Below are 11,468 nucleotides of genomic sequence, written 5' to 3'. Positions count from 1 at the left end.
ACTCCAATCCTTTAAAAGTTAGTTCAGTGTAGTAATCTACACTAGGTGCGACTGCCCGTCGCACAAAAAACGCACAGTCCCAGCTGTACGCTCTTGCCAAATCTTTATGCCTGCATAGCGGTGATCAGTGCCAGGTTGTAGACATCTTCGGCGCTACATCCGCGCGACAGGTCATTTACCGGTTTGTTCAGTCCTTGCAGAATTGGGCCGACTGCCTCGAAGCCGCCGAGACGCTGGGCAATTTTGTAACCGATGTTGCCCGCTTCCAAGCTTGGGAAAATAAAGACATTAGCGTCGCCCTGCAGCACGGAGTCGGGTGCTTTTTTGGCGGCGACGTCCGGGACGAAAGCTGCGTCGAACTGGAATTCGCCGTCGATTACGAGGGAAGCGCTTTTCTCCTTGGCTAGATTCAGCGCCCCGACCACTTTTTCGGTTTCCTCCGACTGGGCGGATCCTTTGGTGGAAAAACTGAGCATGGCGATGCGCGGGTCTACGTCAAACAGTTTAGCGGTATTGGCGCTTTCAACCGCAATTTCCGCCAAGTCCTGACTGTCGGGACTCATGTTGATGGCGCAGTCGGCAAACACGTATTTCTCATCGCCGCGAACCATGATAAACACGCCGGATGTTTTTTTGATGCCTTCTTTCGTTTTGATGATCTGCAATGCCGGTCTGACCGTATCTGCGGTTGAGTGTGCCGCTCCACTGACGAGTCCGTCCGCCTTGCCCATATGTACGAGCATGGTGCCGAAATAATTTTCGTCACGGAGGATAATTTTTGCTTCGTCAGCGGTCACTTTGCCTTTGCGGCGGTCGACGAATACTTCAACCATTTCATCGAAATCTGCGGCGTCGTTCGGGTTAAGCAGTTCGCACTGGGATATATTAGCACCAGCTTCATCCGCTTTCTGCTTTATGTCATGCGCATTTCCCAAAAGAATCGGTGTCAGAATTCCGGCATTGCTAAGGCGGTCTGCGGCAGCCAGAATCCGCCCGTCATATCCTTCAGGGAAAACAATACGTTTATCTGCTTGCTTCAAGTTCGCTTCTATAGTATCAAAAAGATTGCTCATGGCGAGCGCCTCCTATACAAGTATCTATCTATAGCATAATTCAATCGTGTTCATATGAAAACAGCTTTCACGTTTTTGCCATCGCTTTTTCTGACAGAACGGTGACATGAATCTGATTTCATGCTTATCGTACCCTAAATATGATATAGTTAAAACATGTACGAAACAAGCTGCGGGACTTAAAGGTTGTCTATTGTTCCGCCCCGACCAGACCGGAAAACTATCTATTTGCAATTGGAGGAGTGATCGTTTATGACAGCAGCAGAAGCAGTTAAAACAGTGGATGGCTGGTATTGCCTGCATGATATGCGCACAATCGACTGGACATCGTGGAAATTAGCTTCCAAGGAAGAGCGCGATGAAGCGATTCAGGAGTTTAAGAACCTGCTGACAAAGTGGGAAGATGTGGAAAAGGAAGAAAACGGCAGCAACGTGCTGTATAAAGTCGTCGGTCAGAAGGCAGACCTGATGCTTATGATCTTGCGTCCAACGATGAACGAGCTGACTGACCTCGAAACCGAATTGAACAAATCTAAACTGGCTGAATTCCTGCAGCCGGCTTATTCCTATGTTTCTGTCGTCGAGCTTTCCCAATACAGTGGCAATAGTTCCGCAGATGACCCAAAAACAAGAGAGCGGCTCTATCCAATTTTGCCAAAATGGGAGCATATGTGTTTCTACCCGATGGACAAACGGCGGCAGGGAGATGAGAATTGGTACTCACTTCCTTTCAAAGAACGGGCAAGACAGTTGTATGAACACTCTAAAACCGGCCGTAAATATGCTGGCGAAGTGAAGCAGGTCATTACCGGCTCTTTCGGCTTCGACGACTGGGAGTGGGGTGTGACCTTATTTGCACACGACGCGATCCAGCTGAAAAAACTTGTCTATGAAATGCGCTTTGACGAAGTGAGTGCCAAGTACGGTGAATTTGGTGCATTTTATGTCGGAAACCATCTCGCCAAAGACGACATGGACGATTATTTGCACGTGTAAACGGAGATGTGTGGAGCAACATAATAAAACACAAAAACAGGCTTAGGGGAAGCTCCTCTAGGTCTCTTTCTTTTGGCTTCCATCTTTATTTCAAAAATATGATGGTTCTTTGCCTCCAGTTATACTCATTAATTCGGATGGATTTTTACAAGGTTAAGGGGTGTTGAAAGTGTTTCGGTTTTTACCACAGGCAGGCGTTGCATCTATATTGTTGTTATTCTCCACTGTTGCGGCTTGGTACGAAGGTAGTGCAATTTTAAATGACCCTTGGGAATGGAAGTATTCAACACCATTTTCTCAATTGTTATATGGTGAAATTCAAAGCAGTAACCAAATTTTACAACTTGACCATTTTATATACGCTGCGAAATTTCAGCCCACTTTTCCAGTCATTATGATAATAAGCAGTTTATATTTGTTCATTCTTACTGGATACCACTTCCTGAGAAGACAGCATAGATTGTTTACGTATTATCTCTCATTTCTAGGTGGAGGATTATTTCTCCTAAGCTATTTTAGCTTCAACTCCCCTACTCCAGGAGGGCAAATCCTATTTTACATTTGGGTCTTAAGTGGTGGGGTTTGCACGATAACTGCCGTACTTTTTTACTTTCGAATGTTAAATCGGAATTCTAATGAAGTTGTAAACTAACGGATGCGTTAATTAAAGAAAAAAGTCGGATTCCTTACTATAAATAGTTCACTTGCCGCGAACTATTCGTACAAATAAGGAAGAGTTCATTCTCTTGAACCACCACGTAATCAATAATGTAACAATCCCTGGTATAAGAGACATTAACAAACGTCCTAAAAGCATCAGTAACCTACCTCTTTTTAAAATTACTTATACCTAATTTGCGCCAGATTCGGAAAAACACTCGTTTAATTGCTACACTCGTTTGTATGAGTAACTTTTATCTTTTTTAGCTCAATGATAAACCCAATAATGCTAATAAAACCACCTAGCGCAAGTATTGTAGGGACAAACGATACTCCTGATATTGTGTTCGTAGTCAATATTTCAGACGCCCCAGAAACGCAAATAACAATGCTGCATATCAGCCCTATAATAGCTTTGATTATCTTTTTCTTAAATTCAAACACCTCCAAAAAACTTTATTCAACAATATGGCACGTTGAGCCAAGAAAGGACGCGAGTTTTATTCCAGAAGCGCGCCCAATGATTGAATACCTTATTGTGCCGATCTGTGCCTTAAATTCTTATATAATCCAAATATACTTTCAGCAGCAATTACAATCCCTAATATTAGGTACAGCAATGCTCGGTCCATTTCACTCCAGCCCGTAAAAGAGGCAATGATTACTCCAATGGCAACGGCGATTAATATAAATGAGTGAAATATAATCTTAAATCTTCTGTATCCCTTATTTTCATCCACTGCATTGTCACTCCCTCTTCGCACCGATTAAATCGCCCTTATGTCAGAATGGACGCCATGTCTAATTCCGTCAAGGCGCCCATTAATCGCTTTTGATTTGGTTTATCCAACTTTTTAAGATACTTGGCCGCTTGCTTATCTACCCTTAGCTCATACATCCCGAGTTTCCTCTAATAATTCATCCAGTGTAACATATTCCCCGTTTTTGACGCGCTCACGGGCTTCGTCTACTTGCTTTTTTGTCTCATCGTTCAATTCCAATTCTTCTTCATCAAATAAATGACGGAAAAAGTCACCCATTCGGGGTAATTTTTCTTCTGGCAGTTCGTCCACCAACCGGTGTAATTCTTTCCTGTCAAACATAGCTAATCACCATCCTTTATTTATTATACCACGTTTAAAGGGAGGCCGTTCAACTTTTCTAATTCCAACGGAAAAAATCAGGGCGTTATTCCCTTATACAAGATTAGCGCCCGTTAACAGTAAAAAATTAATAGCGTACTAAATACAATGTGATTTAGTACACTAAACGTAATGTGTTTTTATATTTTCTCGACCGTAAGTGAACTACTTATTCCTTACTATGCGACTTTTTTAAAGAGGGTTCTTACAGTTATTAAACTGAACAGTATCTACCCTAGTGGTTTTCCCCTTCACCTGCTTTAACGTCGCTACGATAAGAAAGCTAACAATTACTAATAGAAGCCATGAACTCACCTTACCCAGATGAACGAGACTCCATGCATCGGTTTGGTTTGGATATTCCCACGCTCCAAAGAACGTTGCGATATTTTCGGCTATCCATATAAAAAATCCGATGAGTACAAAAGAAAGTGCGAGTGGCATACGGTAACGCGTTCCATCAACCTCGTATGTCACCCAAGACCTGCAAAAGACGATAATGACAAGTCCGGATAACCACCAGCGGACATCAATCCAATAATGGTGAGTGAAAAAATTTAAATAAATCGCAGCTGCAAGAGGTACTACTACCAAAAACGGTGGCCACTTAACCAGGTCAACCTTCAACCTCCTCCACGCCTGGCAAAGGTAACTGGCTACACTGGCGTACATGAATCCGCTATACAAAGGCACTCCAAAAACTTTGAAATATCCTTCCTCTGGGTAAGACCAAGAACCCATATGTACCTTGAATATTTCAAGAGTAAGTCCAATCAAGTGGAACAAGGTGATCACCTTTAGTTCATCCCGTGTTTCCAGCCCAGAACGTACCATGCCCCACTGCATCAGAAGGAAGATAATAAGCAGCCAGTCATACCTTGGCAAGAAGGGAAGCGGTACGATCTGTGTTAAGGCCAAAGAGGCAAAAATAACGACAGGAAACAAACATGATAGGGCCTGCTCCCAACCAAACCGAATGAGTTGTTTTATTGCTCTCATAACCTTTGCCTCTACTGTTTTTTTCTGAGAATCCTTCTGAATGGTTAAATTCACGGGTAACTCCCCCTATATAATTTTGATACATTGAAGCAACGGAAAAGAACTCTCATTTTTTCCTTTGGGGCTTTTTGTAAGTTAAGGTGCTTTTTAGCCTCGTAGTTGATCTATACTGCGACACAGTGCAAACTAGTTGCAGTTTGCTATGACTCCCGCCCCGCTCCGGGAATACACTTGGTGCTCGTCGTTCATCGGAGCCGCACTCCTCGCAGGTTGAAGAGCTCTCTCGGACTTTTCGGCTGCTTTTGGGCAGGCTTTTGGCCTTGAGAAGCCTTCTCTCGGACTTTTCGGCCCGCTTTTGGGTGGCTTTTGGCCTTGAGAAGCCTTCTCTCGGACTTTTCGGCCCGCTTTTGGGTGGCTTTTGGCCTTGAGAAGCCTTCTCTCGGACTTTTCGGCTGCTTTCGGGCGGACTTTTGGCCTTGAGAAGCTCTCTCCCGGACTTTTCGGCTGCTTTTTCGCTTTCCCGCGAGGAGACTGTAGCCGTGCCCGCGGTAAAGAAGACACTGCGAATGCGACCAAAGGAAGCTTGAGCAGATGTCGCGGTAGTACCCGGAATGGTGAAAGGAGTATTTTTCCGAAGCAGGGAGCCAGCATTTGTTTCCGATAAAATTGGAGTAAAATATTCAAACAGTTGTGTCGCAGTTTATATATTTTGCGTCAAACACAACAGCCTTTTCAAATAACAATCTTTCCTTTTAAATCGCCCACCTTTATATATCGCGGCTGTCTTCATCACTTCGGTATTCTAAAATATCTCCAGGCTGACATTCTAAGGCCTTACAAATCGCCTCTAAAGTTGAAAACCTGATTGCTTTTGCCTTTCCATTTTTCAATATAGAAAGATTAGCCATCGTGATTCCAACCCGCTCGGAAAGTTCCGTTACGCTCATTTTCCTTTTAGCCAGCATCACATCAATATTAATTATAATCGCCATTGTTTTCACCTCAGACCGTTAAATCATTTTCTGATTTTATATTAATAGCTTCTTGTAAAAGTCTTTGGAGAACAGCAGCAAAGACGGCAATCACCATTGAAGCAAAAATAATGACCATTCCGAGTAATATAATACCTGGGGCGTCGTCCATCTCCCCCATAAGATACAAAAATGGCATACCTGTCACATAAAGAATGCTGATTGTCATTGCGCAGTATTTGATATTTTTTAAAGCTCCTACGGAAACTGTAGAGAAAGCTTCGTTCTTGTCAATATAACTTAAAAGTTTTAAAGCCTGAAACAGAGCAAAATAAAAAGGTATTGCCGCTCCATACATAATTATCAAAACGTAATATGGCAAATAAGCCAGATCCGGATATAATTCTTTAGCATAATCCGCTATCTCAGGCACCACAAATATACACAGAGCAAGAATTGGGATTCCAATAAGAATAACAGCTATCTTTAAAAAGAGTGTTGATCCTCGTTTCATAAAAGCACCTCGGTTAATTATTATTTTCAACTTGATTGTAAAACAAAATTTATCGTTTTTCAATAAATAGTTATCGAGTTTAATTAATTCCAGACTAAGATAAAAGGCATTTCTCATTCAACAGCGGGGTTTCATTTCCAGCATGCCTTCCCAAAAACACGACGCTATCCGACTTAATCCGCGTCTTCATAATCAACATTCCCGCCCAAATTGTCACAAAATAACGGACATTTGCCTCTGGTCATCTGTCATCATTTACAGCTTCTGTACATATATATAATCGGGAAGCCAAAACAGAATGAATTCTCTGAATGCCCGAAAGTATATTAACAACAGGAGGTTTTTCTCATGAGTGAAAACTACTACACAAACCCTTATCAGGCATACCCGTACTACTATCCGCCAGCATCCCCCGCTTACTACCCAGCATATGACCCAAGACAAGTTCCGCAAAACCAGCAGCAGATACCGAATCAACAGACACCGAATCAGCAGACGATGCTCCCTGAGGAACAGTCCTATATTGAAAACATTCTGCGCCTGAATGAAGGAAAAGTCGCGACCGTCTATATGACATTCGAAAATAACGATCAATGGAACGCGAAGGTCTTTAAAGGGGTAATTGAGGCAGCTGGAAGAGATCATATCATTATCAGCGATCCGCAAACAGGCAAACGTTATTTGCTGCTGATGATTTACCTCGATTACATTACATTTAACGAAGAATTAAATTATCAGTACCCTTATGGCGATGAGGGGCAGATGACGCAGTACCCGCCGCGGTAGTCTGCCGCCCCTAAATCGTCAAACGTCACCAGGAGAGCAGGCGTCTATCGGAGCAACCGGCAGAAGTGCCATGCCAGATAAATGCCAGGGTGCTCCGCTCCAACGCCTCGGCTCCTGATTTGTATATATCAGTTTGAACGGCTCACCTGATTTTCACCCGGCGGCCAAACGCACCATTCGTACGAGGGGAAGTGGTTTGTTTGCGGAATCTGTATGACAAATACATACGTATGGAACACATAACCCTCGGACTTGCTGTGGTGACGGGAATTCTGGCAATCATTCAAGGGTATGCCATCCTCATGGTATGCAGCTTATATATGATTGCCTTCAGCATATTCTGTGAAGGCGTCATTTATGCCAGTACGAACAACACAATAGCCGGCATCAAACAATTCATCAAAGCCGGCATGATCCTGGTGTTGTCTACTATTCTGCTGTTTATGGTAGGCTAACGACTGAGAAAAAACGAGGCGTTCGCCGTCTGCAGCGAACGCCTCGTTTTCCTTATGCAAGAGGGAAAATGTGTGGTTATTTCTTACCAAGCTATTGTTATAAATACTTCACAACGGCATAGCCTAGCAGCACCCAGCCGATCAAAAAAGCGACACCGCCAATCGGGGTAATCATGGCAAACGTTTTTATTCCGCTTACCGAATAAATATAAAGTGTCCCAGAAAAAAGAATGATCCCGACGAAAAACATCCAGCCTGCCCACATAAGGCCACTGCCCTGCACTTTCGCCAGAAGTAGCCCAACGGCAATCAGCGCCATCGTGTGGAACATCTGGTAGTTTACAGCCTTTTCCCATGTGCCGAGCGCTTTTTCAGAAACTTTCCCTTCCAGCCCGTGTGCCCCGAATGCGCCAAGGGCAACTGCCAGAAAACCGTTGATGGCCCCCAGTACCAGAAATAACTTCATATGTATACTCCTCTCCTGTTTCCGTGTATGTTAGAAGTCAAAAATCGAGTCTCCATTTGCTCCGTCTTGTTCCATTATTTTTCCGGCTGTATCGAGCGGTTTGCTGTGTGTCTGTTTCCCGGTCATTGCTTTCATTTCTGCCTCTGTGATGTCACTGCTGACTGCGGGTGTGGGTGTAGACTCTTCTTCCAGCAGCAGTTCGCATAAGAGTTGAATAGTTGCAATGTGTTTTTTCATGGCCGTCTCATCGGTCGAAAGCTGTTTTGCCTGCGTGAGTTCCTTCTGCATCTTTTGCATGATTGTATCGTTCGTCACCGCCATCGCTGCCACTCCTTTTCCAATGCTGTGGCATCAGTATAACATTGACAGCCTATTTTCAACCATTTAAAAAGCCTTGGATGTGATCCAAGACTTCCCTGTGCTATTCCCCGCTGCACTTATACATTGACTTTCTTCTTTTGCTTTTCTTCGTGGTAACGATCATAAACCCACCGCAAGAAGACAAGCTCTTTCTCCTGCAGTCTCCGGCCCAGCTGCTTTTCTGTATTCTCCCGCACCTTCAGCAAACTCTCCATAACGCTACATTCCCCCTATAATAATGTAACCGTTAATGAACCCTTATTATCATTCTATCGTTAATGACGGTGGGAATCAATACGGAATTAAAAAAATACAAAATTTACAGACAATCAATATTTCTTTTTAATACGAGCCACCTATCACGATTTATCGTTCATCTTCCCTTTTTGTTTCCAGTTCGGCTATACGGGCTTCCATTTTGCTAATATCTTCTTTGGTAGCTAGTCCAAGGTCATTAGCCAGCTCCCGCATTTGCTCTTCCCGCTTGGCGTTCCATTCTTCTGTTTTCCATTCGCCTTTTTCCGTGAAATTCTTTAAGACACTTCTTGCCTGGTCCTGTGACAATTCTCCTTTATCAACAAGCTCCTGCAGCTTTTGTTCCAGTTTTTCCTTACCGGTCAGTGCTGCACCAAGCCCAAGGAGAAACCCTTTCTTTAAAAAATCACTCATGGTGAAGCCCCCTTCCTATAAAATTGTATGTTATTGTTTTTGTTTTTTTAGATGATCCCTAACCTATTTTCCCGGTTTCTTATCAGATTAAACATAAAAAACCAAATGAAATAAAAAAATTCTTCTGGAACACTATGATTCTATGAAGGAGGGATGTTCATTATGCAGAAATGGACACTTTTAGAGGTTGTTCAACAAGTCGATGCCTCGTATTTCTTTGTTGGAGGTAAATTTGGCGGGAACATGCTAGTCAGGAGTGGCAAAGTCCTTTATACTTGAAAAAGGAAAACGCTTTTCTAGGGGGAGAATTATGGAGAAACAATCATACCGTCTGGCCGATCATTTAAAATTCCTTGTCCCGTCGCTGCTTGGTATTTTTCTATTTATGACACCGGTTAGCACCGATGACGGAATGACCATTCCAATTGCGGTGATGGCTGGCTGGATTGAGACACTGCTTGCCGGACAGCTGTCGGCGATTATGATGGTGATCATTATCGTGACGGCAGTGATGACGGTGATCGCCAAGGTGAAAGGGCCGGATGCCTTCCAGCGGACACCTTTTTTTCAGCAGCTGTTCTATACGAGCACTTTTTGGGTGGTAACGCGGGTTCTTGCTGCAGTATTTGCTGTCATGGTATTTTTCAAAATTGGACCGGAAGCCATTCACGGCGGGGCAACTGGGGAGATGCTTCTGGGCGACCTTTTGCATGTATTGTTTGCCGTGTTTCTGTTTGCGGGGCTTTTCCTTCCTTTATTGATGAATTATGGGCTTCTGGATTTGTTCGGTACACTGATGACGAAAATCATGCGGCCATTGTTCAAACTGCCCGGCCGTTCGTCGATTGATTCCCTTGCCTCATGGATTGGGGACGGGACGATCGGGGTGCTAATGACAAGCAAGCAGTATCAAGAAGGTTATTACACAAAACGGGAAGCTGCCGTTATCGGTACGACGTTTTCCGTTGTCTCCATCACATTTACATTGGTTGTCGTCAGTGAAGTGGGGCTCAGTCACATGTTCATCCCGTTCTACCTGACCGTACTTGCTGCCGGATTTATTGCAGCATTGATTATGCCGCGGATCCCGCCGCTGTCGCGTAAAGCAAACTCATACGTCTCCGAGGCAGCGGATGGAATTGAAGAAGACATTCCCGAGGGTGACAATAGTTTCACCTTTGGCTATCGAAAAGCACTGGATAGGGCAAAGGGCGAAACAAGCGTGTATAAATTTTTTAAAGAGGGCGGGCAGAACATCCTCGACATGTGGATGGGTGTTGCACCGATTGTTATGGCATTCGGGCTAGTCGCACTCATTTTTGCCGAGTATACGCCGGTATTCAGCTGGCTTGGCATGCCGTTCATTCCGCTTTTGGAACTGTTGCAGGTTCCATTCGCCCAGGAAGCATCCGAGACAGTGCTAATTGGATTTGCCGATATGTTTTTGCCAGCAATCATTGGGGCATCAATCGAAGCGGAAATTACGAGATTCATTATTGCGGCGCTGTCAGTGACCCAGCTTATCTATATGTCGGAAGTCGGCGGGCTGCTGCTCGGCTCCAAAGTACCGGTGTCCTTTAAGGATCTGGCCATCATATTCTTGCTGCGGACGCTGATCACACTGCCGATTATTGCACTGTTTGCACACTTAATCTTTTAGGCGGGACAGCTGTCGCCAAACGAAAACCCCCGGGAAGTCGCCGGGGGTTTATTTGTGAGGTGACATAAGTACTTATTTGAAAATTATCTGTTGAGAAAATCGTCACCTGCAAGTTGCTGGGTGAATGACTTCAAATGGAGAACAATGACTCGTTAGTGTTGAAAGATCACTTCATATAGTGTGCAACTAATTTATAGCATCTTTCTTTTGTTAGACTTGCTTGCGTAGCCACATATTCCAATGATTCATACGAACCACCTTTATATTTTAGTGATGATTCTTTAGCAGCCTCATCTCTGTGTTTGATCCAGTTTCGTTGTTCTTCTCTTAATTTATCCATCTCTTCTTTACTAAGCTCTTCTTTCAACACGCCATAGATTTCATTCAATGCCTCATCCCATTTTTTATACCTTTCCTCCTCCTGTTTCTCCATATCTAAGGTTGTTGTTTTAGCCTCAGCGTATTTATCTGCTTCTTCCATTTCATTCAGTTTCCTGAGATATTCTCCCTTTTTTCCCCTAGTCATTTCACTATTACTATTACTGGACTTCAATGATTCTCCATCATTATTAGAACTATCTTCCTGATCCTGTAGCTTGGTGTCGCTCATATCTTCTGGAGAATTTTCCACCTGAATTATTCATTGAAACTTAGTAGAAAAGTGCAATTGTTTGTCGCCCAAGCGGTTTCGCCAAATTACATTTTCATCAAATAAAT

At 43.7% G+C, this 11,468-nt stretch carries 16 protein-coding genes; 5 read left to right on the top strand and 11 right to left on the bottom strand.

Annotated features, from left to right (window positions below):
* Positions 1-104: 104 nt before the first annotated feature.
* Positions 105-1,073, bottom strand: a complete 969-nt coding sequence (pta, locus tag ACFSUO_RS14210) for a phosphate acetyltransferase (RefSeq protein WP_382395235.1) — start codon at positions 1,071-1,073, stop codon at positions 105-107.
* Between the two features lie 252 nt (positions 1,074-1,325).
* Between pta and hemQ the strand changes: the two genes are divergently transcribed.
* On the top strand, positions 1,326-2,069 hold the full coding sequence (gene hemQ / locus ACFSUO_RS14205; RefSeq protein ID WP_382395233.1) for a hydrogen peroxide-dependent heme synthase: 744 nt from the start codon (positions 1,326-1,328) through the stop codon (positions 2,067-2,069).
* 160 nt (positions 2,070-2,229) lie between these two features.
* Positions 2,230-2,721: a YjdJ family protein gene (locus tag ACFSUO_RS14200; protein WP_382395231.1), complete on the top strand. Its 492-nt coding sequence runs from the start codon at positions 2,230-2,232 to the stop codon at positions 2,719-2,721.
* Positions 2,722-3,262: 541 nt separating this feature from the next.
* On the opposite strand, the gene ACFSUO_RS14195 is transcribed toward ACFSUO_RS14200, so the two are convergent.
* The 5 genes from ACFSUO_RS14195 to ACFSUO_RS14175 all read right to left on the bottom strand — a co-directional run bounded on the left by ACFSUO_RS14195 (position 3,263) and on the right by ACFSUO_RS14175 (position 6,355).
* The gene (locus ACFSUO_RS14195) at positions 3,263-3,469 is read right to left on the bottom strand and encodes a hypothetical protein (protein ID WP_382395229.1); all 207 of its coding nucleotides are present in this window, start codon (positions 3,467-3,469) and stop codon (positions 3,263-3,265) included.
* 150 nt (positions 3,470-3,619) lie between these two features.
* A complete protein-coding gene (locus tag ACFSUO_RS14190; protein WP_382395227.1) occupies positions 3,620-3,832 on the bottom strand; it encodes a hypothetical protein in 213 nt (70 codons plus the stop codon).
* A 231-nt stretch (positions 3,833-4,063) separates the two neighbouring features.
* Complete coding sequence (locus ACFSUO_RS14185) at positions 4,064-4,870, bottom strand: DUF817 domain-containing protein (protein ID WP_382395239.1); 807 nt, start codon at positions 4,868-4,870, stop codon at positions 4,064-4,066.
* 767 nt (positions 4,871-5,637) lie between these two features.
* A complete protein-coding gene (locus ACFSUO_RS14180) occupies positions 5,638-5,862 on the bottom strand; it encodes a helix-turn-helix domain-containing protein (protein ID WP_382395225.1) in 225 nt (74 codons plus the stop codon).
* A gap of 10 nt (positions 5,863-5,872) precedes the next feature.
* Positions 5,873-6,355 (bottom strand): DUF2975 domain-containing protein, encoded by a 483-nt coding sequence (locus ACFSUO_RS14175; RefSeq protein WP_382395237.1) that lies wholly within the window; start codon positions 6,353-6,355, stop codon positions 5,873-5,875.
* A 348-nt stretch (positions 6,356-6,703) separates the two neighbouring features.
* Between ACFSUO_RS14175 and gerQ the strand changes: the two genes are divergently transcribed.
* Both gerQ and ACFSUO_RS14165 read left to right on the top strand, forming a co-directional pair.
* The gene (gene gerQ / locus ACFSUO_RS14170) at positions 6,704-7,141 is read left to right on the top strand and encodes a spore coat protein GerQ (protein ID WP_382395223.1); all 438 of its coding nucleotides are present in this window, start codon (positions 6,704-6,706) and stop codon (positions 7,139-7,141) included.
* Positions 7,142-7,371: 230 nt separating this feature from the next.
* Complete coding sequence (locus ACFSUO_RS14165) at positions 7,372-7,596, top strand: hypothetical protein (RefSeq protein WP_382395221.1); 225 nt, start codon at positions 7,372-7,374, stop codon at positions 7,594-7,596.
* Between the two features lie 97 nt (positions 7,597-7,693).
* On the opposite strand, the gene ACFSUO_RS14160 is transcribed toward ACFSUO_RS14165, so the two are convergent.
* The 4 genes from ACFSUO_RS14160 to ACFSUO_RS14145 all read right to left on the bottom strand — a co-directional run bounded on the left by ACFSUO_RS14160 (position 7,694) and on the right by ACFSUO_RS14145 (position 9,091).
* Positions 7,694-8,062 (bottom strand): DUF423 domain-containing protein, encoded by a 369-nt coding sequence (locus ACFSUO_RS14160; protein WP_382395219.1) that lies wholly within the window; start codon positions 8,060-8,062, stop codon positions 7,694-7,696.
* Positions 8,063-8,092: 30 nt separating this feature from the next.
* Complete coding sequence (locus ACFSUO_RS14155) at positions 8,093-8,383, bottom strand: DUF5327 family protein (protein ID WP_382395217.1); 291 nt, start codon at positions 8,381-8,383, stop codon at positions 8,093-8,095.
* 116 nt (positions 8,384-8,499) lie between these two features.
* Positions 8,500-8,637, bottom strand: a complete 138-nt coding sequence (locus ACFSUO_RS14150; protein WP_382395215.1) for a hypothetical protein — start codon at positions 8,635-8,637, stop codon at positions 8,500-8,502.
* A gap of 151 nt (positions 8,638-8,788) precedes the next feature.
* Positions 8,789-9,091: a phasin family protein gene (locus tag ACFSUO_RS14145; protein WP_382395213.1), complete on the bottom strand. Its 303-nt coding sequence runs from the start codon at positions 9,089-9,091 to the stop codon at positions 8,789-8,791.
* A gap of 310 nt (positions 9,092-9,401) precedes the next feature.
* Between ACFSUO_RS14145 and ACFSUO_RS14140 the strand changes: the two genes are divergently transcribed.
* Positions 9,402-10,751: a YjiH family protein gene (locus ACFSUO_RS14140; RefSeq protein ID WP_382395211.1), complete on the top strand. Its 1,350-nt coding sequence runs from the start codon at positions 9,402-9,404 to the stop codon at positions 10,749-10,751.
* A 166-nt stretch (positions 10,752-10,917) separates the two neighbouring features.
* Here ACFSUO_RS14140 and ACFSUO_RS14135 read toward each other — a convergent pair whose 3' ends face one another.
* Positions 10,918-11,382: a lysozyme inhibitor LprI family protein gene (locus ACFSUO_RS14135; RefSeq protein ID WP_382395209.1), complete on the bottom strand. Its 465-nt coding sequence runs from the start codon at positions 11,380-11,382 to the stop codon at positions 10,918-10,920.
* Positions 11,383-11,468 lie beyond the last annotated feature (86 nt).

The organism is Lentibacillus juripiscarius (assembly GCF_042685205.1).
Taxonomy (GTDB): domain Bacteria; phylum Bacillota; class Bacilli; order Bacillales; family Amphibacillaceae; genus Lentibacillus; species Lentibacillus juripiscarius.
Note: the sequence above shows the minus strand (reverse complement) of the source record. Positions and strands in the feature narration are given on the sequence as shown.